Annotated in this window: 19 protein-coding genes and 1 tRNA gene; 9 read left to right on the plus strand and 11 right to left on the minus strand. The window is 55.1% G+C overall.

Annotated elements, in window-relative coordinates:
• Positions 1–8: 8 nt before the first annotated feature.
• Both RID21_RS12725 and RID21_RS12730 read right to left on the minus strand, forming a co-directional pair.
• Positions 9–3,101 carry a TAT-variant-translocated molybdopterin oxidoreductase gene (locus RID21_RS12725; RefSeq protein WP_350189364.1) on the minus strand — a complete coding sequence of 1,031 codons (3,093 nt, stop codon included), beginning with the start codon at positions 3,099–3,101 and terminating at the stop codon, positions 9–11.
• 11 nt (positions 3,102–3,112) lie between these two features.
• Positions 3,113–3,796, minus strand: coding sequence for a cytochrome c3 family protein (locus RID21_RS12730; RefSeq protein ID WP_145192633.1), 684 nt, complete (start codon positions 3,794–3,796; stop codon positions 3,113–3,115).
• Positions 3,797–4,421: 625 nt separating this feature from the next.
• On the opposite strand from RID21_RS12730, the gene RID21_RS12735 reads away from it, so the two are divergent.
• Positions 4,422–5,414 carry a Gfo/Idh/MocA family protein gene (locus tag RID21_RS12735; RefSeq protein ID WP_350189386.1) on the plus strand — a complete coding sequence of 331 codons (993 nt, stop codon included), beginning with the start codon at positions 4,422–4,424 and terminating at the stop codon, positions 5,412–5,414.
• A gap of 142 nt (positions 5,415–5,556) precedes the next feature.
• On the opposite strand, the gene infC is transcribed toward RID21_RS12735, so the two are convergent.
• Entirely contained in the window at positions 5,557–6,090 is a 534-nt protein-coding gene (gene infC, locus RID21_RS12740) for a translation initiation factor IF-3 (protein WP_261343289.1), read from the minus strand.
• Between the two features lie 285 nt (positions 6,091–6,375).
• Positions 6,376–8,907 carry a TolC family protein gene (locus RID21_RS12745; RefSeq protein WP_350189366.1) on the minus strand — a complete coding sequence of 844 codons (2,532 nt, stop codon included), beginning with the start codon at positions 8,905–8,907 and terminating at the stop codon, positions 6,376–6,378.
• 401 nt (positions 8,908–9,308) lie between these two features.
• Between RID21_RS12745 and RID21_RS12750 the strand changes: the two genes are divergently transcribed.
• Positions 9,309–11,372, plus strand: a complete 2,064-nt coding sequence (locus tag RID21_RS12750; protein ID WP_350189368.1) for an efflux RND transporter periplasmic adaptor subunit — start codon at positions 9,309–9,311, stop codon at positions 11,370–11,372.
• 10 nt (positions 11,373–11,382) lie between these two features.
• Here the strand turns inward: RID21_RS12750 and RID21_RS12755 are convergent, their stop codons facing one another.
• Positions 11,383–12,633, minus strand: a complete 1,251-nt coding sequence (locus RID21_RS12755) for an FG-GAP repeat domain-containing protein (RefSeq protein ID WP_350189370.1) — start codon at positions 12,631–12,633, stop codon at positions 11,383–11,385.
• Between the two features lie 361 nt (positions 12,634–12,994).
• On the opposite strand from RID21_RS12755, the gene RID21_RS12760 reads away from it, so the two are divergent.
• Both RID21_RS12760 and RID21_RS12765 read left to right on the plus strand, forming a co-directional pair.
• Positions 12,995–13,435: a hypothetical protein gene (locus tag RID21_RS12760; protein ID WP_145192642.1), complete on the plus strand. Its 441-nt coding sequence runs from the start codon at positions 12,995–12,997 to the stop codon at positions 13,433–13,435.
• Positions 13,436–13,515: 80 nt separating this feature from the next.
• Positions 13,516–14,628, plus strand: coding sequence for a hypothetical protein (locus tag RID21_RS12765; protein ID WP_155365006.1), 1,113 nt, complete (start codon positions 13,516–13,518; stop codon positions 14,626–14,628).
• 21 nt (positions 14,629–14,649) lie between these two features.
• On the opposite strand, the gene RID21_RS12770 is transcribed toward RID21_RS12765, so the two are convergent.
• The 3 genes from RID21_RS12770 to RID21_RS12780 all read right to left on the minus strand — a co-directional run bounded on the left by RID21_RS12770 (position 14,650) and on the right by RID21_RS12780 (position 16,732).
• Positions 14,650–15,012 (minus strand): hypothetical protein, encoded by a 363-nt coding sequence (locus RID21_RS12770; protein ID WP_145443098.1) that lies wholly within the window; start codon positions 15,010–15,012, stop codon positions 14,650–14,652.
• Positions 15,013–15,023: 11 nt separating this feature from the next.
• On the minus strand, positions 15,024–15,929 hold the full coding sequence (locus RID21_RS12775) for a DUF58 domain-containing protein (RefSeq protein WP_228030203.1): 906 nt from the start codon (positions 15,927–15,929) through the stop codon (positions 15,024–15,026).
• A 101-nt stretch (positions 15,930–16,030) separates the two neighbouring features.
• Positions 16,031–16,732 (minus strand): 3-keto-disaccharide hydrolase, encoded by a 702-nt coding sequence (locus tag RID21_RS12780; RefSeq protein ID WP_350189372.1) that lies wholly within the window; start codon positions 16,730–16,732, stop codon positions 16,031–16,033.
• Between the two features lie 267 nt (positions 16,733–16,999).
• Here RID21_RS12780 and RID21_RS12785 point away from each other — a divergent pair, with 267 nt between their 5' ends.
• From RID21_RS12785 to RID21_RS12805, 5 genes are all read left to right on the plus strand, one after another.
• Positions 17,000–18,475 (plus strand): sulfatase family protein, encoded by a 1,476-nt coding sequence (locus tag RID21_RS12785; protein ID WP_350189374.1) that lies wholly within the window; start codon positions 17,000–17,002, stop codon positions 18,473–18,475.
• Between the two features lie 229 nt (positions 18,476–18,704).
• Positions 18,705–18,778 (plus strand) — tRNA-Met (locus tag RID21_RS12790).
• Positions 18,779–19,027: 249 nt separating this feature from the next.
• Positions 19,028–20,248: a right-handed parallel beta-helix repeat-containing protein gene (locus RID21_RS12795; protein WP_350189376.1), complete on the plus strand. Its 1,221-nt coding sequence runs from the start codon at positions 19,028–19,030 to the stop codon at positions 20,246–20,248.
• A gap of 274 nt (positions 20,249–20,522) precedes the next feature.
• Entirely contained in the window at positions 20,523–20,753 is a 231-nt protein-coding gene (locus RID21_RS12800) for a hypothetical protein (protein ID WP_350189378.1), read from the plus strand.
• A complete protein-coding gene (locus tag RID21_RS12805) occupies positions 20,746–21,327 on the plus strand; it encodes a hypothetical protein (RefSeq protein WP_350189380.1) in 582 nt (193 codons plus the stop codon). The genes RID21_RS12800 and RID21_RS12805 overlap by 8 nt, the downstream gene beginning before the upstream one ends.
• A 72-nt stretch (positions 21,328–21,399) precedes the next feature.
• On the opposite strand, the gene RID21_RS12810 is transcribed toward RID21_RS12805, so the two are convergent.
• The 3 genes from RID21_RS12810 to RID21_RS12820 all read right to left on the minus strand — a co-directional run.
• A complete protein-coding gene (locus RID21_RS12810) occupies positions 21,400–22,899 on the minus strand; it encodes a sulfatase (protein WP_350189388.1) in 1,500 nt (499 codons plus the stop codon).
• A gap of 52 nt (positions 22,900–22,951) precedes the next feature.
• On the minus strand, positions 22,952–23,944 hold the full coding sequence (locus RID21_RS12815) for a beta-propeller domain-containing protein (RefSeq protein WP_350189382.1): 993 nt from the start codon (positions 23,942–23,944) through the stop codon (positions 22,952–22,954).
• 119 nt (positions 23,945–24,063) lie between these two features.
• Positions 24,064–24,349: matrixin family metalloprotease (locus tag RID21_RS12820; protein WP_350189384.1), on the minus strand; the 286-nt coding region annotated here is incomplete at its 5' end.

Raw genomic sequence — 24,349 nt, forward strand, 5'->3', positions numbered from 1 at the left:
CTCCACCCTTAATGTTTCTCACTCTTTTCGTGCTTCTCATCATGTTCATGATCGCCGTGACCGTCGGCTTCAGCATGCTGTTCGCCATGACCGTGACCATGAGGTTCCGGAACCGGAGGTGCCAGTGACGGATGTGGATTCGAAATCCGGGCCATGTAAGAAGTACGAGGTTTGACATTCAGTTCCGAGAGTGCCGTGTAGGTCCGCGGATTTGCATGGGCCTTGGCAACGCGGCTGTTTTCGTTATTCAGGTCGCCAAACTCAATCGCCTTGGCAGAACAGGCCTGCTGGCAGGCGGTGACGATTTCGCCATCTTTGATCGGCCGCTGTTCGTTCTTGGCTTCGATCTGAACGGCTTTGATTCGCTGCACACAGTAAGTACATTTTTCCATTACACCACGATGACGTACCGTGACTTCCGGATTCAGCACCAGGGCCTGCAGCTTGCCGCGTGGCTCTTCGTAAACCTTGTTGAAGTTGAAGTAGTTGAAGCGACGTACTTTGTAAGGACAGTTGTTCGCACAGTAACGGGTACCGACACAGCGGTTGTAAACCATGTCGTTCAGACCTTCGTCGGTGTGCACGGTCGCAGCGACCGGACAAACCTGCTCACAGGGTGCCAGTTCGCACTGCTGACAGAGCATCGGCTGAGTCGCTACGCCGGGATTGTTGACGTCGTCACCGGTGAAGTAGCGATCGATTCGCATCCAGTGCATTTCGCGGCTGTTGATGACCTGTTCACGACCGACGACCGGAACGTTGTTCTCTGCCTGACAGGCGACGGTACAGGCATTACAGCCCACGCACTTGGAGAGGTCGATCGACATCCCCCAGGCGTGACCGTCGTAAGACAGTTCTTCCCAGGGTGACTTGAGAGGCGGATGGTGTGTCCGATGTTCGGCGAAGTCGGGATATTTTTCCCACTCGCCCAGAGTACCTTCCCGGACCAACTGACCGACGCGGCCCAGGACTTCGTTGCCGCCAACGGTGTCGATGGCATGGTGATCCTGGGTGACAGCGAGCTCGTACTCCTTACCGGTGTCTTCGACTTTCAGACCGGTCTTGAAGTTCATCGCGCCCTTAGCCTGCAGTGCAGCCACGTTCTCACCAACAGGTTTCACATCGCGAGCGACATCTCCGCCAACCAGACCGGCGGCGGTACGACCGTAGCCCAGAGCGACGGCAACCGAATTCGGAGCCTGACCAGGCATCACGTAAACGGGCAGCTCCAGTGACTTTCCATCCAGGATCAGCTTGACGACAGAACCGAATTTGACGCCCAGGTCATCGGCGGTCTTCGGAGCAATCAGGGCTGCGTTGTCCCAGGTAATCTTGCTCAGGCTGTCGGGAGTTTCCTGCAACCAGCCACTGTTGGCGAAGCGACCGTCATACAGTTTCGGGCTGAGATAGAAGACCAGCTCCAGATCTTCGTCGGAAGTTTCAACAGCCTTGGCAGCGGGCAGGTCTTTCACTTTGGGAGAGACTGCAGGCAGCGATGTGCCTTTCACGAAACCATCGTGCACCGAGCGACGCCAGGAAGCGTTGACAGCCATGGAATCCAGCGAGCCCTTAACGGCTTCTTTCACCAGATCCAGAGCAACCGGATGCTTGTCGCCGCACAGAATTGCCAGCAGTTCGACTTCTGACTTCCCGTCGTGCAGAGGCTCAATCAGTGGCTGCCCCACGCACAGAGTTCCGTCGTAAGCCCGGGAATCACCCCACTGTTCGAACGGATGCGTTTTGGGCAGGTGCCAGTGACAGAGCAGTGAAGTTTCGTCTTCGTACTCACCCAGGTGAATCGCGTTCGGCACCTTGGAGAGAGCAGAGACAAAGTCGATGTCGCCAGGAGCATTGTAAGCGGGATTTCCGCCCAGAATGACCAGGGTTTCGACGGCACCAGACTGCATTTCTTCCGTCAGCGTCCGCAGTGCTTCAACAGAAGGAAGTTCCGTTGCCAGCGGCTCCTGCGTGTACTTGACCGTCTCGCCAACGTTGCCCAACTGCTCATTCAGCTTATGGACGCGGGCGTGCAATTCAGCGGGCTGATTCTCGCCGATCGCGACCAGGCTGGAACCCTGATTGGCCACCAGGTCTTCCGCCATCGCAGCGAGAACTTTGTCAGCGTATTCTTCGCTGGCTGCTTCCGGCTTCTTCCCATCGACACGTGCCTGAACCTGAGATTCCAGCTTCGACAGAAACGCTCCCAGATCGACCGAACGAGTTGGGAGACGATGGTCGGCTGCCACACCAGTTGTGGTGTAACGGCTTTCAACCACGTAGAGACGGTTCATCGGACCAGCGGCGGGATCACGACGGGCGGCCCACTCGCGGGTGTGCAGCATGCCGGCGGGATGCTCTGACAGCAGATCTTCATCCAGACAGACAATGATATTCGCCTTTTTCAGATCGAAGTGAGGCCGAACAACTTCGCCGAACGCCAGACGGGAACCGGCGTAAGCATTATCCCGGTTACCGGCTCCGTAATCGAACCAGCGCGCCTGGGGATACATGGCTGCGAATTTGTCCTGCAACCCCTTTCGGGTTACAGAAGTACTGAGATCGGCGAGCACTCGCAGCCTGGCCCCACCGTTCTCGCGTGCCTGACCCAGCACTTTATCTGAATATGCCAGAAACGCCTGCCAGTCACGGACATAGCGATTTCCGTCCTGACGCTCAATCACGCCGACCGCACGATCGGGATCGTACAGGGACAGAGTTTCTGACTGTGCCTGCGCCGTGGAAGAACCACGGTTTTGAGCCGAATCGGGATTCCCTTCGACTTTGATCGGGCGCCCGTCGTAGCTGGTGACCAGCAGACTTTGAGCCTGCCCACCCAGTTCAACAAAGGTCGCGTATTTCTGAGGCTCACCGGGAATCATCCCTTCGGGACGAGACACGCTCGGTGAAATCTTCTCATCTTCCCAGCGACACCCTGACACACTGGCCAGAGCAACGGAAGCACCCATGATCTGCATCCAGCGACGCCGCGAAACACCTTCCGGATACTCCGAAGCGGCCACGGGAAACTCGCGATGCAAGATCTCTTCAAATTCCGGCGTGGAATGCAACTCACCCAGACTTCGCCAATACTTTTTATCCACAACCGAACCCCTTAGCGGTGACACGTAGAACAATTAGTAGAAGGATTCAAATTCAATTCTTTCCGAATCTTTGCACCCACTTCTTCCGGATCCCCTTCGGGCTTCCAGTCGAGCTTCGTTACCAGCTCAGGTGGACGCAGATTCGGCTCAGGGTGCCGATGACACTCCAGACACCAGCCCATGCTCAACGGCTTAACCTGTGTAACCTTTTCCATTTTGTCAACGCGACCATGGCAGGAAACACAGCTCACACCACGACGAACGTGAGCACTATGGTTGAAGTACACGTAGTCCGGCAGGTCATGCACACGACGCCACTGCATCGACTTTCCGGTCGCCTGGCTTTCCCGGATGGGAGCCAGCTTGGGACTGGTCGAGTGAATGGCAACAGTGTTAACCACCCCGTTGGCGTCTGCACCAGAGTGGCAGTTCAGACAGGTCGCGGTGGGAGGCACAGCAGCGTGGCCGGCCACTTCAACTGTGTTATGACAGTAGCGACAGTCCAGTTTCAGCTTACCTGCGTGCAGAGCATGACTGAAGGGGAGTGGCTGCTCGGGCTGATAACCGACGTCCGTCGTCTCCGGACTCGCCCCAAATGCAACCATACCAACAACATACAGGACACCAATCGCCCCCAGCGCACCTAGCACTGGAACAATCGTATTTGTCCATTTTGGAAACAGAAAACGATCCATTTTTGATATACCTGACAAGACCTTTCGAGCCGGACCAACCTGAAACAGACAGAACGTGTCTTGGAGATTGATGAGTCAATCGATGGTCGCGGCGGACTTTTCAACCGGTTTGGAGAGATGATACCCCATCTATTTTCGCACAATAGATGTAAGGGGAGATGTAAGCAATCCATTCAGCGTCAGGTTAAGGAAAGTTTCTTGGAGTCGGGAGTCGCCGGTTTTGAAATTCTCATTATTGGGGACAAGCCACGACTGCTGTACTTCTGGCGATTCTGCCATTCTCCCTGCAAAATCGCAGTACAAGCCCTTATAAAGGACTTTATCATCCAATTACTAAGACAACTCCCCTTCTTACAGCCCGGACAGATGACAGTCTCATTGTCGAGAATCAGAAAATCCCGGCGAAAGTGAACGCATCACACAGTAGACGGAACCCGACCACAGCATCTGTTTACGGTGTTCTCCTCCCCAACAGTTTCAATGTAGAGTTTCTGTGCAGAAGACATTCGATTCCGTTGCATCTCCAGTGCCTTTACACTCCGCCAGCAATGCTGCATGATGAATGCAGATTCAGCAACTCGAACACATCACATCCACTCACACCTGGACAGAGGCGGCTTCGTTTATGAGCAATCGCATTCGCTGGGGCATCTTAAGCACCGCAAAAATCGGCACCGTACAGGTCATCCCAGCCATGCAGCAGGGAGAACATTGTGAAATCAGCGCGATCGCTTCCCGGACGCTCGACCAGGCTGAGCAGGCTGCTGCCGAGCTGGGAATCCCCCGTGCCTACGGTTCTTACGAAGAACTGCTGGCTGACCCGGACATCGATGCGATCTACAATCCCCTGCCCAACCATCTACATGTCCCCTGGTCCATCAAGGCCATCGAAGCGGGCAAACATGTGTTGTGCGAAAAGCCGATCGGGCTCTCCTCCAACGAAGGCCAGCAGCTGGTCGACTGCGCTGCAGCGCATCCCGAACTGAAAGTGATGGAAGCCTTCATGTATCGCCATCACCCCCAGTGGCAGCTGGCTAAGAAGCTGGTGACAGACGGTACGATCGGCGAGCTGCGCACGATTCAGTCCTTCTTTGCCTACTTCAACGACGATCCGCAGAACATTCGCAACCAGAGTGAAATCGGTGGTGGCGGACTGATGGACATCGGCTGCTATCCTATCTCACTCTCACGATTTATCTTTGACGAGGAACCGCAGCGCGTCTCGGGGATCGTGGAATACGACAGCGAGCTGGGGACCGATCGACTGGCCTCGGCCACATTGGACTTCGGCAGAGGGACCTCTACTTTCACCTGCTCAACACAGCTCAACCCCTATCAAAGAGTGCAGATTCATGGCACCCAGGGACGCGTGGAGATTGAAATCCCCTTCAATGCGCCGATCGACCGCCCCTGTCGTGTCTGGCACCAGACGGGCACTGACATCGCCGAGGTCAAACTGGATCTGTGCAATCAATACAGTATCCAGGGCGATCTGTTCTCGCTGGCCATTCTCAACAATACCGCGGTGCCCACACCACTCACCGATGCTGTCGCCAACATGAGAGTGATCGAGGCGATTGTCGAGAGCAACCGTAGCGGCGCCTGGGTGAAACCCTGATTTCTGAGCTACCGTACGCTTGACACCGAGAGCAACCAGCCTGCCTGCAGATTCAGGCAGGTTGCGTACTGAGCGCGCACGATCAGCGACGAGGAGGTCGAGGTTCGAATTTTACCGGAGAAGTACGGTCTGCCAGACAGTTCTACCTGGGAGCCAGCACCATGATCATATTCCGACCGCTGGCCATTGAGGGAGCCTGCTCCACTTTTGCCAGATCGGAAAGCTTTTCCTGGATTTCTCCGAGGATAGTTCGGCCGAGTTCATGGTGCGCGTTTTCACGACCACGGAACATGATATTGAATTTGACCTTGTCTTTCTGCTCCAGAAACTTCCGGGCGCTTTTCAGCTTGAACTCAATGTCATGTTTGCCGATTTTCGGACGCATCCGGATTTCTTTCAGATGCACCTGATGCTGTTTGGTGTTTTTGCTGGTCTTCTTTTTACGCTCGTACTTCAGCTTCCCGTAGTCCATGATACGACAGACGGGGGGCTTTGCGTCTGAGGCCACTTCCACCAGATCCAGGTTGGCCTCCATCGCTAACTTCAATGCTTCCGCTGTGGGGATCACTCCGAGTTGTTCCCCGTCTTGATCAATGACCCGCACCGGACTGATCCGGATCTGGTCATTAAGTCTCTGCGTTGTTTCGATTGCTTGTTTCTCCTTGTATCGAATCAAGAAATTGGTTTTGTGTCCCGCTTAGTACTTTCAAAAGTCGGGAAACACACTCTCTGACTACTGATATGAAAAAAGAACATCTCTGCAGGAGATGCCTTTGCCGCATACCAGATTCCAGTTATACACTCTGGCTAAAATATACTATTACATCTTAAGTTATATCAATCGGCAAAAAGTGGCAAGTAACATTGATACACTATTTTATCCGAAATCGCTTCACAGGGGCTGAACTTTGAACCGGTTCCGCCCTCAGTTTCAGCGGTATTTCCCTAAAGCAGGATCTGTTCATCTGTCTGATGAATCTGCCTCTTTCAGGGGAAATCGCTTTGCTTCGCCCGAAAAATCCTTCAAATTCCGCTGTTGCTCAGCGGGAATCGCCACGGGCTCCCAGCGGGGGCCGGAGTTCCGGTAATTTTTAAAGGGATCCTGTTCTCCCGCACGGCCACGTACCGGGAATTCCGGAATCTGATGCTGTCGGGCTGCACGCAGGCTCGGTTCGAACTCGACACCTGGCGAGGAGTTAATGTTCGCTCCCGGCTGAGGAGCCGGTTCCGACAACGGAAGCGTCGCTGCGGCCGAATCAGCTTCCGTTCCCAGGAAGGCGGCCCTCAGTGTCGCAGATGCTTCACGTTGAGAGGGTGCCGGAGGAATGAAAGGAGTGCCACCGGGACCTGGTTGTGTTCCCTGCAGATTCTGGATGGCAGCCGCGGATTCCGCTGGTTCGCTGAAATCGATCGACTGAATTTTTTCATTCACGGGTGCAGCCGCAGATTCACTCTTTACGCCAGGTACCGGCGGTGCTGGTGTCTGAGGCATTGCTTCCGGAGCAGGAGCTACCGGCTCGGGTGGTGCTTCGCCCGGGGTCAACAGTTGGGGATAAACGCCCCGCGAAATCTCACCCGTATAGAGTGGTGCTGCCGCGATGTTCCGGACACGCCCTTTCAGACGATCCCGCTCTGCAGCATCCATGTAGGCTTGCTGAGGCCAGCCCCCTTCAGCCAGGAAAATATTGTTATACGACAGCAGCGAACCCTTCTCAAACTGCACGTTCTTAACCGCGAGAGCATACTCGACCAGCGAACGATAGTAACTGCTGTCTGCTTCCGCCTGACGACGCTGTGCTTCCAGCAGCAGGTCCAGGGTCGCATTGTCCGATTCATAAGCCGCCTGCACCGCAGCCACTTCCTGTCGGGCCGCATGACGACGGTTGAAAGTGGTCTGCATCACAGAGTACGCCCGATCGACATCAGCGATGGCGTTACTCAGACTCTGTACCACGGTCCGTTCCTGTTCATGCAGGATCGCCCGGCTGCGTGCCAGTTGCAGTTCTGCGTTTCGCATGGCTGCATGCGCCTGCCGACGCCCCAGGGGCACGGAGAATTCCAGCCCCAGTTGCCATTCCTGCAGGTTTCCGTCAAACAGGGTATTCAGAGCGCCTTCGTAAGGTCCGGGATTAGAGCCTTCGGCCAGGAAGTTCTTACCAAAGCCACGCCAGCGATACCGGCCAATCAGGTCGAGTTCGGGCAGCAGGAAGTTTTCGTTGGCCTGCAGCTCCAGTTCATATTTTTTGATCGCCCAGCGTTGACGACGAATTTCGGGGCGACGGTCCAGCGATTCCACCAGAGTCTCTTCCCAGTCGAAGTCAACACGAGCCAGCGAGGGTTCATCTGCCGGACGAATCAGTCGGCCGTCATTGATCGGAATGCCCATCAGCTTACGCAGGCGTCGTTCCGCAACATACACACCGTGATTGCTCTGGAAGGTTCCGCCCTGGCTGCCGTTGTTGGTATGTGTGCCATTCAGCAGTCGACCGCTGAGTGCATTTTCCACTTCGGCCTGATAACGAAAATACTGTTCGCGGGCCTGCGCTTCTTTTTCGGCTTCGCCGCCACGACGACCATTTTCATACAACGCGTGAATCCGCCGCCAGGTTTCCAGTGCAGAATCCCGGGCCATGATTTTCGCATCGAGATCGCGATACCCGAAATACAGATCCCAGTAAGCGTTCTCAACGTCGCTCACCAGGTTACGGACGGCAATCTCAAATTCGCCGAGACTGATGTCAGTATTCATGCGGGCAATGATCACACCATTGATCACTCCCGGCGTGTTACTCGGTCCGGCCAGCTGGTTGAAATCGATTCCGCCTCCCCGCAACAGCGGATGACGGAATTCCATTTCGATATTGTTCTGGTAGGCGTGAGGGAACTGGTTACCGGGCGAGTTATTGGCATCGTAGTCGATGTAATCCCGTAAGGTGAATTCAGTACCGGTCATGGCACGCTTAGTCAGCTGCGCCTGGATTACCATTGCATCCTGTCGCAACAGACGGGTACCACCGCCGAAGAAGACGTTGTTCAACGCCTTGTCATTCTTCTCAAAAAACGTACTCGCTGACAGCGTGGCATCATAGGCGCTTAGTGCCGCAGGCACGCCATATCGGGGATCCGACTCGGTAATGGCAGGATCGTATTTCGTGGTCACTGCAGCCGGCGTATTTAATGAAACACCACCGACATCACCCAGCACTTTGGAACTCTCCAGTGCCATCCGGACTGCTTCCTGCAACGAAAGATCCCAGTAATCGGGGGTTGCAGAGCTGGCGACACTTGAAGGCGCTACTGTGCCGAGCGTGTCGCCTTCATCAATGGTATCCACATTGGGATACTCGATTTCGTGAGCCACCTGCTGGTACACTTCCTCACTGTCCACAAACTCGTCCTGGAGGGACTTGTTCATGAAACTGCTGCAGCCTGGCCCCAGTAGCGTAGGAGCTACCGCCAGCAGAAGCATCATTCGTGTCAGGAAATGGTTCATTGAATAACCCTGGTCAGTCTGGACCACGTACCAAAAAGCTTTACACTCTCTCCTCTCATCGGCTCGAAACCGGGCTGACCCAAAGCGAATTTTCGTCATATCCGAATTATTCCATATAATCGGATAACCGTAAGCCCTGCCCCATACACCCCATCTTTTGCATTCGCACCATTCACACACTCTGTGAATGTTCCTGAGTCCAGCAGCCTGCATCGATCAGCGAAGCTGCGCAATGATTTAAAGTTGTACACCAAATACTTTGGCAGCACGGTCTGCTTTTTCGTGCTCGATCCCCGCGCCGGCGAGGCAGCCGTGTTAGGATGTAGGAAACAGGGACCATTCCTGGAGCCCCCTGCCTGCTGGTATCAGCGGCAATCTGAAACCTTTGACTCGACAAACTGATGACAACAGACGAATCCTCTTCTATCGAAAATGTCTGGCAGGAGATCGAAGAGCTCGTAATGGGGCTGGCGCAAATCTCACGTACCGAGATTTCCAGTCAGAGGTTCTATTCTGAACTGGTGGAGCGAGCCATCCAGGGGCTGGGCGCGCGAGGTGCCCTACTCTGGATTCCGGATTCCCACAGGGACTTCGAACTCATTGAACAACAGGGGCTGAATCCCGAAACCGATCCGATTCTGGGCCTCAGCCAGGAGCAGGTCCATCGTCACCGGATGCTGCTCAACGAAGTCCTGCTTGAAAACGAACCTGCCAGTATCGCCGCCGGGACTGGATTATCGGCAGAGCACCAGGGTAAGAATCCGCTCTCGGAAAATCTGATTCTCTGTCCCGTCCGCATCATGCGCGATTCGGTTGCCAGTATCGGAATCCTGGAAATCATCCATTCCGCGCCCCGCTCTTACGAGGCGCAGGAAGGTTACCTGCGGTTCATCAGCGCGCTGTGTGAAATCTCAGAAGACTTCTGTCAGCATCAGCAGTTGCTCAAACTGCAGGAACTGGAAACCCTCTGGGAAGAATTCGAACGTTTCTCCGAACACGTGCATCTGCACCTGGATACACAGCAGACGGCCTACATCATTGCCAATGAAGGGCGGCTGCTCATCAACTGTGACCGGGTCTCGGTACTGCAACGGAGTGGTTCTGCCTATCGCCTGCTGGCCGCCAGTGGAGTTGAGAGTATTGAACGCCGTTCCGAATCGGTACAGCGACTGGAAACCCTTGTCAATCGTATTCAGGCTTTGAATCGACCTTACTGGAACTGGGAAGCGGATCAGAACTATCCTCCGCAGATCACCGAACCGCTGCACGCTTATCTTGACCTGGCGGCGTCCCGTTCGCTGATGATTTTCCCGTTGAAACACATCACCCAGGAATCAACAGAACCGGTTAATAACACCCGACTGCATGACCAGAGCAGCCCCGCGGAACAGACGATTGGCGCGATCGTTGTTGAGCAGTTTCACGAAGCGAACGCCAGCCAGACCTCTCTCGATCGTTCCCTGGCGGTGGCGAGGCACGGGGGAACGGCCCTCTATAATGCGCTACAGTATGAAAGCTTTCCTTTCTTTCCCGTACTTAAATTCTGGTCGCATTCGCCGGTCCGCAAACGACAATTGACCTGGCGAAAACTGGCGACCGCCGGCGTGGTACTAGCCGTGATCGCGGCCCTGCTGATCCTGATCCCTGCTGACTTCACGATTGAAGGAACCGGCACTCTACAACCCGTCGATCAACAGAACATCTTCGCGACCGCAGATGGCATCGTCGATCAGATCCTCGTTCAACAGGGAGACGAAGTCACTCAAGATCAGACACTGCTCACGCTGCGTGACTCGGAACTGGAACTCGAATCCAGCCGCGTGCGAGGCGAGATCCAGACGGTCCAGAAACGTCTCGCCGTAATTCAGGCGGCACGCCTCGAACTCAATCCGACCGACGCCGATGCCCTGCAACGGGCCAACCGTCTGACTGCGGAACAGGAAGAACTCAACGAACGACTCAAAAGTCTGACCGAACAGCGGACACTGCTGAAGAATCAACAGGATGCCCTGCTGCTCAAAAGCCCTATCGCCGGAGAGGTCCTGACCTGGGATCTGCAGGAGAAACTGCTGGCCCGCCCGGTCCAACGGGGACAGCGACTGCTCACCGTGGCCCACCTGGCCGGCCCCTGGGAACTGAAAATGCAGGTGCCTGACTCTGAAATAGGACACGTTCTGGAAGCGCAACATCAAAGCGAGACGCCCCTCAATGTCTCCTTCTTATTACTGACAGATCCGGACCAGACTTATACCGGCACTATTCAGTCCATCGCAGCCACTGCGGAACCTGACCAGGAAGGTACCCCCGCCGTGCAGATCACGGTCAAGCTGGATCGTGAAACCATCAAAGGGCTGCGGCCGGGGGCATCGGTACTTCCCCAGATCGACTGCGGTCAACGTACATTGGGCTATGTCTGGCTCAGGCGGTTATGGGAAACCGTTCAGCGGGAAGCCTTCCTGTTCTGAGTTGCGTTCCTTATTTCTGGCCCGGGTTTTCATACCAGAACAAACCGAGCCCGCGTTTCTTGTGACGTTCTTCACAGCAGAGCACATCCAGATCGCCGTCGGCGTCGAGGTCCAACAGTTCGATGCGGTCATACTTAATTCCTTGGGGACCACTGATTTCCCGTGGCTCCCAGTTGAACTGATCTCCGTCGCGAGAACCGCGGAGCCAGAACATCCCGGACTTCGGCGGCTCTGAATGTTCACAGCTGAGGACCAGGTCCAGTTGACCGTCCCTGTCCAGATCCCCCGCGGCAACTCCCTTTCCGCCTCCCGTGTTTTTGGGATAAGGAATAACGCGGTGATCCCATTTCAGGCCACTCTGATCCAGGCGACGGTACCAGTGCACTTCATCGGGAGCCCGCGAAACCAACAGAATATCCTGCAGGCCATCCTGGTCGAGGTCCGCCAGATGGGCAAACATCACTTCGCGATCCTGACCGCCGACCCAGTGATTTTTCCACGGCTTCCCTTTAGAACTGTCGGAACCTGGATTCTCGAGCCAGCGGCATCCGCGGTGCTTCCCTTTGCGATCCGTGGTTAACAGGTCCTGGTCACCATCGCCGTCCATGTCGACGGCATAGAGAGACATGATCCAGCCCGCCGGGGAAAGTGGATGCCATTGATAGGACGAGAGATCCCGCGGTTGGCCGGTACATTCAAACCAGCCAATCTCGGCTCCCGGTCCTTTACCGGCTGCGACCAGGACTTCCCCTCCGCTTGCATCCTGGCTGAGTTTCGCGGGAATGGCGAACATCCACATCATGCGATTTTTCGAGGCGGGGATCACAGCCTGCTCCCAGGAGTTCTCAAACGGTTTATCTTCAGGCGTCCAATGCACGAAGACAGACCGCGATTTCCCTTCACAACAACTGACGATCGCCCGGCTGGTGCCTTTGTGTTCGAGATCGATCCAGGCAGCGTCTTCCACCTGGGGTGTTTTACCGACGGTCAACGCAGGCCAGGTCGCTTTCACCTTATCAGGTCCCGGATTGCGGTAGAGGCGAGTGATGCCCCCCTCTTCCCAACCGGTGGTCAGGTCCAATAGACCATCGCCGTCGATATCATGGAGTTTGACGCCGTCCGCACCGCGGGAAGAGTCGTCTATGATATGGATCTGCCAGGGAGTACCGCGGTCCGGCTCCTCCGCCTGTAATGGATACCCCAGAATCCAGAAACCCAGCAGACAGATCAGGTTCGCGTGTTTTTGTATCAGCGGGTACATGTACATTCTCCCTTTTGATTCCGGTTGAACTGCGACATTAAGGTGCACCGTCACTCCAGTATCCTGCCTGCGGGCTCAAATCTCAAGATTGCTTCGTATGGCAAGGAGTTCTCCGAAAAAACTGCTCAGTTTTGTTGCATTTCCCTCTATTATTACAGTGTTTCCTGCCCATTCAGGCAGTCTCTGCCGGAGCGCACCTGCAATACCGCGATAACCGAATCATTCCGAACAATCGATAAAGTTTCGCGTCTGCCCCAGCCGATCATCCTTAGGTACAGGCGATTGTACGACTGATGAACAGCTTCATCAGAATGGTGGTGACCATGGATGGTCACGCTTTAATGGGGGGAGGATACCACGAATGCGCGCAGCATTTGTCTGCATCGTCCTGGCACAGCCAATCCTGTTTTGCTCAGGTTGTCAGTGTTTCAGGGCCAGCAATCTCTATTATAACCTGATCGACGATGTCAGTGACACGCAGCTGTATGCGGATCGATTCTACCGTCCCACCTGGGACCTGACTCGCATCGGCAAGCCAGACTGGTGTCGCTCGCGATTCAACCGCTGGTGGTGCAAATGCTGCTCTGACTGCCGACCGGAATACTACTACTCTGCTGAGGCCCGCACGGAATACAGCCGTCCTCAGCAGGACATCAGTGACGAATCGGTCGATGACCTGGTCCCTCTTCCTGAGCCAGCCACGTTTGTGCCCCCCGATCCCTACCCCAATGGAATCGACAGCACGCCCGTGGCAGAGGATGGCCCCGAGTTAGCCCCCGCCGCAAGTGCGCCCGTTGACTGACATGTTCAGTCTGAATCCAGCGCAAAACCAGACCCATAATCAGCGGACAGCGGAAAGAGACAGGTCACACTATGATCAAAATGGACAAGACACAATTCATACAGCGACTGACGATTCTGGTACTGACCGTAACAACCAGCATCACAGTTCCTGCTGCATTTGTCTCCGCCCAGGATACACCCGCCAACCAACGCGATGGCCAGAGCCCGGCCCTGACGAAGTCAGCTGCCGATCAATATCTGTTAAAGGACGATGATCGGCAGCTGACTGAATTCGAACGGGAAAACCGCAGACAGGACGAACCTCTGCCCATTCCCAGCGAAGAAGAACTGATTCAAGAATTAGCCAAGGGATCCTCGACCCGCAGTGCCCGGAAAGCCTGCCTGGCCAGTCTGCCCCTGGATAAGATGACGCCCGCCAACCGTACAAATGCCGAATACGTGCTGAAAGACATCAGCATGTTTCGCACACTGCCTAAGATCCACCTGGACGTGAACCACTCGGCGTACGCGTATTTCATCGCCCACCCCGATGTGGTCGTAAGTATCTGGCGACAGATGCAGCTTTCCGAATTCAAGATGTGGCAAACCGGCCCGTATTCGTATGAAGTCGATGCCGGCGATGGCACAGTGGGTACGCTGGATGTCATTTATCAGACCCCTGCCGAGTCGATCGTAGTCTGCTCGGGAGTCTATAAAAGTCCGTTGCTTGCCAAACCAATTTCAGCCAGAGCCCTGCTCCATCTGCAGACCGAATATTATCCGGGCAAGGATGAAAAGCGGGATTCCATCTCACATCAGGTGACGATGTATGTTTCGTTTCCTTCACAAACAGTGGAAGTTGCCGCCAAAATTCTGGCCCCGGTCAGTAATGCGATTCTGGACCGCAACTTCAAGGAAGTCTCCATCTTCCTGCACATGATGACGCTGGCCATGGAACGCCAGCCCGGCTGGGTCGAACGCCTGGCGGGTAACCTGGAAGGGGTCCTGCCCATCCGTCGTCCGCAGTTGCTCAAAGTAGCAGCCCGGGTCTACATCGATGGTAAACAGCGGGAGAACCCCGAAGCACTGCGGCGGCGTCTGCAGCGACCACAGCCGATCGATCCAGTCTCACAGACCAGCGGTCAGGCACCACGCAAGCTGTCCAGCGACCTGCAGGTTCAGCCGATCAGTCGAGCTCAAAGCCCGAATTAAATCAGCATGTCCTCCGCGTGTTTAATACCGCGGAGGACGTCTTTTTTTATTACGGGGCCTGAGTACAAAACCTATGATGCCGAAGAACAGCACCAGCGGAATCGCGACTTTGGGCCTGGTCGCGAACAAGACGATGGTCACCGCTACCGCCACGAACAGCCACGGAGGCACATTCGCCCAGGCCGCATCGCGATTCCTGGTCGGCAGTGCCAGCCAGAAGGCCAGCATCAGCAGCCCCACCCGCATGAAGGCGCCCGTGACAATATCCTGTTGCGCAAACAGGTCCTGCGCGGCGAACCAGTAGAGGTAGCCGGCGACTCCCAGGCAGGCCAGAGCGATAATGCCTACGAGGGTGCGGTTGATCGGAATTTTTTCACCAGCCATACAATACTCGTCTACTTGCGTCCGGGGCGGGTGCGCTGATTGAGGAATGCCCCCAGCGCCAGATGATAGGGGTCGGTCGTGCGAAACTTGAGATAATCCACGTGCACCGAGCCGCACTGCCGGGCCAGTGTCGCACAGAATTCCTGGTACTGCTCCAGGTAGCGGGCCCGCAGCTGATGCGGGTCGACCAGTTGATGATGTCCCCGCAATTCGAGGCTGCGGAACTGGGTCGGCTTGCTGAAGGGGAACTCTTCCTCTTCCGGTGCAACAACCTGGAAGAGCAGTACTTCATGCCGATCGTGGCGGAGCTGTTTGAGGGTGGTGGTCAGTGCCTCGGGTTCATCGAAACAGTCGGAGATCAATACGACCAGACTGCGGCGTTTGATCAGCGGCTGCACTTCGGACAGGACGGTCGAGATCGCGGTTTCGTGTCGCGGTTTCGCATTCTCCAGGATCTCCAGCATCTGACCGAAGTTCTTCGGATTGGCTGAAGGCTGAATGAAGTCCCGGCGTTTGCTGTCGAAGGTGATCAAGCCCACCGCGTCGCGCTGACTGAGCAGCAGGTAACCCAGTGCTGCCGCAAGTTGTTTCGCATAGTCGAACTTGCTGAGCGTCTTACCCGCATAAGCCATGCTGCCCGAACAGTCGAGCAGCAGGTAACAGCGGAGGTTCGTCTCTTCCTCGAATTCCTTGACGTAATACTTCCCGGTCTTGCCGTAGGCCCGCCAGTCGATGTGACGGATTTCGTCGCCCGGGTAATACTGCCGATGCTCCACGAATTCAACGCTGGCTCCTTTGAAGGGACTTTTGTGCTGTCCCATCATGAAACCTTCCACGACGAGCCGGGTGACAACATCGAGTTTGCCAAACCGGGCCAGCGCGGTGGGGTCTGAAAGTGGCGCGTCCTTTGACAGCATATCGTGAAGTTTCGTAACAAAGTAATCCGCAGGAAGACAGAAAGCACAGAGAGCATGCTCCCTGCGCTTTCCTATGGTATCAGGATTAATCTCTCAGATCACTAATCCAGTTCTTTGATAAACACATTGCGAAAATAAAGTGTGTTGCCGTGGTTCTGCAACTCGATCTGACCGGTTTCGTAGATCGGCTTGTCCCGCTCCCAGTAGTTTTCCAGCGGAGTGTCGTCGACGACCAGTTTGCCGTTGAGCCAGACGCTGACTTTTTCACCGACCATTTTAATGCGGAAGGTGTTCCATTCGCCCACAGGGTTATCTGCGGTCAGCAGTGGTTTGCTGGGATTTTCTTTGTTGTTGTAGAGTCCGCCGGAACCGACGCCGCCTGCGGCTTTCACAGCCGGATCCCAGATCTGCACCTGTGGCGAACCACGCAGGTAGATACCGCTGTCGCCGTCTTTCTTGATCTTCCAGTCGACCAGCATTTCAAAGTCGCCGTAATCTTTGGCGGTGCACAGGCTCTGGCCTTTACCGTCGAAGACGATGATGCCATCCACGACCTTCCAGTGCTCGTTCATGCTCTCGTCAGCTTTTTTCTGTGCTTCGGCCAGTTCTTCAGGGCTCATCTTGGCCCGAGTTTTGGGGTTGCCCACCAGGCCTTTCCAGCCGGTCAGGTCTTTGCCATTGAAGAGTTGCTTGAAACCTTCCGGAGGCTGATTCAGTTTAGCTTCTTCGGCTTCCGCCAGGTTGAGCGAAGTCACGGCCAGCAGCAGAGCCAGCAGCAATGTGGTGCGTTTCCAGGTGATCATAGTCGTAACCTTCATTCTGTTGTTAACCAGGGGGGAGTCCTATATGGGAACAGGACCGGTGGTATGAATCGTGAATTTCTTAATTATCGAAAGGAACTTCCCCGCTCGCAAGCCAGTCCTCCCCGATTTCGTTGCATTCGCATAAACTCCCTGCGGGGACAATTGTCGATTTGCGATTGGTCTGCACCGCCATTAGAATAAATGGAATTCTAACCAGACATCAATCATCCGATTCCCGCCTTTCCCGCTCTCAGAAGAAAGAACATCATGAATCGCTGTCTTTACGCAATGCTCTGCCTGCTGCTGGTCTGTGTTTCAGTCACACCAGCGTCCGCTGCTCCGCAACAGAAAAACGTGCTTGTAATCGTGGTCGACGACCAGGGTTTTCAGGCCGGCTGTTACGGTAATAAAGTCATCAAAACGCCGGGCATCGACATGCTGGCCGAATCAGGAACCCGCTTCACCCGGGCCCACTGCACGACCGCCAGTTGTTCCGCCAGTCGTTCCGTGATCATGACGGGCCTGTATAACCACGCGACCGGTCACTACGGACACGCTCACAGCTACAACCACTTCAGCACTTACACTACGGTGAAGTCGCTGCCCATCATTCTGGAAGAAGCCGGCTACCGGACCTGCTCAATCGGAAAATATCATCTGGCTCCCGAATACGTTTATCATTTCCAGGAGTATCGTAACCAAGGCATCCAGGGGAATCGCAACTCCGCAAAGATGGCCGCGAACGCGAAAGAGTGGATCACCGAAGACGACGACCGTCCTTTCTTCCTCTACTATTGCAGCAGCGATCCCCACCGTGGCGGCGGCCCCGATGGTTACTCCAACTTCAATGACGATCCCGATCACTACCCCGGCGTGACGCCGATCACATACAAGCCCGAACAGATTGTCGTACCACCGTGGCTGCCCAATCACCAGGAAGTCAAAGAGGAACTGGCCGAGTACTACCAGGCGATTTCCCGTCTCGACCAGGGCGTAGTCTCGCTGATCAATACGCTCAAAGAGACCGGCCACTGGGAAGACACGCTGGTCATGTTCCTCAGCGATAACGGACCTCCGTTCCCCGGCGCAAAGACGAACCTTTATCAGCCGGGCATGAACCTGCCACTGATCGTGCGGGATCCGACACAGGAAAAAAAGGGCATCACTACCGATGCCCTCGTCACCTGGGCCGACCTCGTGCCGACGATTCTGGATTACTGTGAAGTCACTCCCAAGCCGGTTCCCCCGATCCGTCCCACCGAAAACAACGGCAAGCGGACCACAGGTCGTGGCAAACCCGTGCCTTACAAATTCCACGGTCGCTCGTTCCGCAGTGCGTTGAGCAAAGAACACGCGCCCGACTACGACGAACATTACGCTTCACACACGTTCCATGAGATCACGATGTATTACCCGATGCGGGTCATCATCAGCGGCAAGTACAAGTACATCTTCAACATCGCACACGAACTGCCCTACCCGTTCGCCTCCGATTTATATCGGTCCCCCACGTGGCAGGGCGTGCTCAAGCGGGGTGACAAGATGTACGGGCAGCGGACGGTCTACGCTTACCTGAACCGCCCCCGCCACGAACTGTACGATCTGGTCGCCGATCCCTACGAAGGCAAGAACCTGGCCTTCGAGCCGGAACACCAGGAAACGCTGGAAAAACTGCAGAAAAAGCTGAAAGCCTGGCAGGAAAAGACGAAGGATCCCTGGGTATTGAAGTGGGAATACGAGTAATTTCCGGGCCAAAACCGGGGATTTTCACGGACTTCCCATCGTTTTTTGTGAAAATGAACAAAGTTACTCGACGTCAGCAGACGATGTGTCTATAATGCCCTCACTCGGTAACGATATTCCGTTACTGTAGTTAGGGCTTATAACTGGACAGACGCCGTTGAAAACCAGCGAAGTCAGTCTGTTCATCTGCTCTCAAATAAGCAATTTCAGTCCTTTACAGGACCCATAACGCGGGGTGGAGCAGCCCGGTAGCTCGCGAGGCTCATAACCTCGAGGTCGCAGGTTCGAATCCTGTCCCCGCCACTTAGATACCCCGATGCAGTGACATTGTCGCCGCATCGGGGTTTTCTTTTGCGCTGATCACCTGCGGGCCGTTCCAAATCTGGATGTCACTGTTGAATTGAGCCGGCTCTGATCGCTACTGACAATTTGTTTGACAACATGTTACGTCAGCATATACTCAATCCGACCTATACCTGTCTGGAGATTGCCTGCAATCTGCATAGCATTTTCAATTTATAAACGATCTCGCTGACCCATCATGAGGCCGCCATGAATCGATTGAAGTCTGCTGAACTGACTCTGGTCCCTTACTTCCTGACGGCTTTACTGGCATTCATTCCGATTCATTCTGTGTCTGCTACATCAGCTGTTGGCATTGAAGTCCGTGTGACGGACGATGATGAATTGCGACGCGCTGTCGCTAACGCGAAACCGGGGAGCACAATTCTCCTCGCTCCTGGTCAATATCGAGGCGGCTTGAGTTTTCAGAGGTTACGGGGTTCGGCGAAGCAACCGATAGTAATTTCGGCAGCAGACGCTCGTCAGCCTCCGGTGATCGCGGGCGGGAACACCTGCCTGCATCTCATTCAACCAGAGCATGTAGAGCTGCGTAATCTCATTCTCCAGGGAGCCCGCGGCAATGGTCTGAACATTGACGATGGCGGCTCCAAAGACAAACCGGCACAGCACATTGTGCTGCGTAACCTGACCGTCCAGAATATCGGCTCGAACGGCAACCAGGACGGGATCAAGCTGTCGGGCCTGGCTGATTTTAAGATTCAGAACTGCACTGTAAAACGCTGGGGACAAAAAGGCTCCGGCATCGACATGGTGGGTTGTCAGCGGGGAACGGTTTCCGGGTGCACGTTTCTTGAAGGAGACAAAATCTACGGAAACGGGGTGCAGATGAAAGGGGGCAGTCGCGACATCACCGTGAGCCGTTGTCGCTTTGACAATGCGGGCGGCCGGTCGATTAACATTGGGGGCAGCACGGGTCTGGAATTCTTTCGTCCTGAGCCTGCGGGATTTGAAGCCCGCGATATCACCGTCGCGGACTGTACGTTCATTGGTTCCATGGCGGCGATTGCCTTTGTCGGTGTGGACGGAGCTCACGTGCATCACAATACCATTTATCGACCGACCAAATGGGTTTTGCGAATCCTGCAGGAAAACAGGCAGAGTTCATTCGTCCCTTCGCGCAAGGGCCGTTTCACCAACAACCTGATTGTGCTGCGTTCGAACGAAATCGGTGAAGTCGTCAACATTGGCTCCCAGACCGCCCCGGAAACATTCGAGTTCGCAGACAACTGGTGGTACTGCCTGGACCGCCCCAAGCGCACACGCCAACTGATACGGTTGCCCACACAGGAAACCGGCGGATCGTATGGCCAGGCCCCGAAGTTCAAGAACCTTCGTGGTGGTGATTTCTCGCTTCAGACAGACAGTCCTGTGAAGAATGCAGGGCCTCGACACATAGAAGCGCCGATGTAGAGGCATTGTCGCCGCATCGGGGTTTTCTTTTGCGATACCGAATCGTTAGTATAAAGATGCCGCAACACTACAGACTCAAAAGCTCCGGTAATCTCCGGATCGACAGTCCGGTAGTCCCGTGGCAGCCAGTAATCAATGACTAGATCACTCGAAGGTTCCTATTAGAATATTTCGTTTGGGGTTATTTTATTGATCAGTACATAAGACTGGGCTACTATCATTTTCGGCAGCATGAATCTTCCTATGTTTCTCGAGCTTAAGGAGAGTGATCAACATGAGTATCAGGCCACCGGTCGTAGAAGTCATCGACCCAGTACAGGTGGATGCTCTCAGAAAACAGACTCCGCAACAACGCTTGCTGATCGCTGCCGGTATGTGGGAAACAGCACGTGTTATGCTGCGGGGAACACTCATCCGGCAACACCCGGAATGGAGCGAAGACAGACTCGACCGGGAAATCGCCAGACGCATGTGTCATCGCGACATCAGATCACTCTATGAATGAGTTCAAACCATATGAGCTGATGCAGTCAGTGGTCGATTTTCTGGAAAGGGAATCTGTTCCATACCGGATCGTCGGTTCCATGGCCAGTATTATCTATGGCGAACCTCGTTTTACGAATGATGTCGACATACTCGTTGATTTTCCTGAAAGTAAGATTGACCCGCTTTGCCAGCAGTTTTCTCCACCAGACTATTATGTATCTCCCGAGGCCGCTCGCGAGGCGATTGTTGCAAGAAAACAGTTTAATATCATACATCTTCCCTCCGGATTTAAAGCTGATCTCATTTTAACCACTGATACCGAATTTGGTCGGTTGGATATCAGTCAGGGGCAACGTATCTCAAGTCAAGGATTCTTCGACGCCCTGTTTGCCTCACCTGAAAATGTTATCCTGAAGAAACTGATTTTCTTCCAGAGAGGTGGTTCTGACAAGCATTTACGTGACTGTGCAAGTATCCTGTTGGTTCAAGGATCTGAAATAGATCAAGAATATCTCCGCAACTGGTCAGAAAAGCTGGGAATAACTGGGGAATTGAAAATTGTGGTTGACCGTGTAGAGGAAGAACGGGAATAGCAACATACGTTAAATTCCACTCTGCAATCTTTCTGGCCACGAGTTCGGCAAGTGAAACAGACAGCACCTGCACTACGGAATTGCTTTCTTGTTTAGAGGTTTGCCATTGCGTGGGAGGGGCTCGGGGTAGTTGGCGAGGATCTGTTTGAGTGACTCCACTACCGCCGGTTGCTCCTGGGCCAGGTTGCGTGTTTCTAACGGGTCGGTCTGGTAGTCGTAGAGTTCGTACTCGGCGGGGGCATTGGAATTCCTGTAAGGCTTCCACTCCACCAGGCGGTAGCGCTCGGTGCGGATGGCGCGGCCCAGTTTCTGTTTGGGATACGCGTGATAAGCGTGGTTCCTCACGCGAGCCTGTGGATTCTTCAGGACCGGGACCAGGCTGACGCCGTCGAGGGGCTGAGGCACTTTGAGAGCAGGGAGGCCGGCGAGTTCGGCCAGGGTGGGAAAGAGATCCACGCTTTCGGCGAGCTGCTGTGTAGCGGAGCCGGGCTGTGTGACTCCGGGAGCTGCGATGAGAATCGGGATGCGGTTGGCCTGTTCGTAGTTCGTGTGCTTGGTCCAGATGCCCAGGTCGCCCAGGTGAAAACCGTGATCGCCCCACAAGACGACGATCGTGTTCTCGGCCAGTCCCAGACGGTTGAGTTCGTCGAGCACCTTGCCGATCTGGGCGTCGACGAAACTGGTGCTCGCGTAATAGCCGTGAATCAACTGGCGTTTGAGGTCTTCGCTGAACCTGGCATTCCTGTCGGTTGGCACGGGGCTGTAATTGGTAATCTCGCCGCCCCGCTTGCCGGCCACTTTCGGGGCGTTCGCGGGGAGTTCTTCATTTTCGGGCAGCGGCAGTTTGGACGGATCGTAGAGGTCCCAGTATTTTTTTGGTGCGCTGAAGGGCAGATGCGGACGGGCAAAGCCGGCGACGATGAAGAACGGCGTCCCCTCCTGCTTGCCTCGATCCTGAGCGGCCTGGAGTCGCTTGACCGTTTCGGCGGCGACGCGACCATCGGCGTATTTGATGTCGGCCACATCCGGTGCTTCAAAGGCGGCGCCGCGGGGGAGCGATTTAATGCGATCGAGGTGCTGATTGGTGAAGTAGGCCTCTTCGCGGGTGAGCTTTCCCCCCTGCGTGCTGGCGGGGTCGAGGTATTCGATCACCTTGTCATGGAAATGCGGCACGCTGAAGGAAGCAGGATCTCCATGGTTGCCGTGACCGATGTGAAAGACTTTGCCGAGTGACTCGGTGCGGTAACCGCCGTGCTGCGCGAAGTATTGCGGCAGGGTGACGGCATCGGGAACGATCTCACGCAGCTGACTGCCCAGCCCGTATAAGCCGGTCGATGTGGAATGTGCGCCGAGCATCAGGGTGAACCGCGAGGGTGCGCAGACAGCCTGGTTACAGTAGGCCCGCTCGAAGCGCATGCCGCGTGCGGCGAGGGCATCGATATTGGGAGTCTGTGCGATCGGATCGCCGTAACAGCCCAGTGCGGGCTTCAGGTCATCGACGAGGATCAGCAGCACATTGGGACGCTCGGCAGCCGAGGCATTCCCGCTCAGCATAAGAATCAAGCATGTCATCAAGATGAAATGCACGCGGCGCAGAGAATTCATCTTCCGTCTCCCTTCGTGATTATTTCCAGGTATTCTCTTTGACCGGTTTGCCGTTGGTCGTCAGGATCTGGAAGTGGTGAAAGCCGGATTTCATGCCCGCATAACGCCAGACTACTTTTTTGTCCGGAGTCACTTCGAACAATTTGACCTGGTCCCCTTTGGCGCGATAGCTGGCAATCACGGTATTTCCGTTGGGTAATCGCTGGGCACCACAGGCATCGGAAAACAGATTTTCTCCCAGATCGGCATTCGTCATACTCCAGATAATTTTGCCCTGGGGATTGGTTTCAATGATGCGGTTCCCGTTCGTGCAGGCGATGAGCGTGTTGCCATTCTTAAGACGGATCGCGGTAAATGGCCAGTCACGTTTCTCGCGGCCCCGATCGTCGGTCGCGATGACCTGCAGCACTGCACCGCTTTGCGGGTCGTATTCTTTGACGGCAAAGTCCAGCAGATGCGGGGCGATGTAATGGCCGTTGGGCAGAACACGCAGCATGCGGGTCTGCATATGGGTATTATTCTTCTGGCACTGCAGGGGCGTCGTTTTTACAATCTTTCCCTGGCGATTGATCACAATGGCCCGCGGCTCGGGACCGAGTTCAGCAACGAGGAATGTACCGTCGGCTAAAGGTTGTACCGTACTGATTTCTTTCTGCTGACCCTGGTACTGAAACAGGATCTGTTTTGTTTTCCGGTCGACTTCAACGACGCCGCCATGGGGAAATTCTTTAGTCCCATACAGGGCCAGCAACACATTGCCGTTGGGCAGGACCCAGCCATCGCTGGCGGGCATGTCGAACTTCCATTCTACGGCCCCGTCCTCTCCAATAATGACCGCCCGGTTTGCCTTGCCCACTCCCAGAAATGAATGCCGGATGGAATCTTCCTCGCCGGCGTCCACAGGAATTCCGCCCGTGAAACAACAGACCACCATCAGCAGTAGCAGCCAGAAGTGGTTGAATTGAGAGAAAGCGATGCCAGGTTCGGAGTGAGCGCGGTTCCGTAGTTGCATGGGTTTTGAACTCCTCGGGATAAATGAACGGCCAAAGGTGAACCCTGATTCTAACGCAAATCAGACCTGCAGGCGATTCATTCCACAGAGGTGGCCCCGGAATTCAAAGGAAACGATCTTTAGAAAATGCTGGGAGCTGTTTCGTCGGTCAGGGAGCCGAAGAACTCATCAGTGTCGGATTCCCAGTCGGCAAGGTAGCGAACGCCGGGAGACAGCGTTTCCTGCATCAGACCGTTGGTGTCATGTTCATACCCCAGCAGATGGCCGAGTTCATGCAGGATCACGGTGCGGAGATCGATCAGACTGGCGGCTTCACTGTCAGGGAGTGCAATCAACGTCAGGTCGCTGGCTGGAGAGAACTCGCTGTGCTCTGCGGGAGTGGTATCGATGAACCAGCCATACCCG

It is taken from the genome of Gimesia sp. (assembly GCF_040219335.1).
In the GTDB taxonomy this organism is placed as follows: domain Bacteria; phylum Planctomycetota; class Planctomycetia; order Planctomycetales; family Planctomycetaceae; genus Gimesia.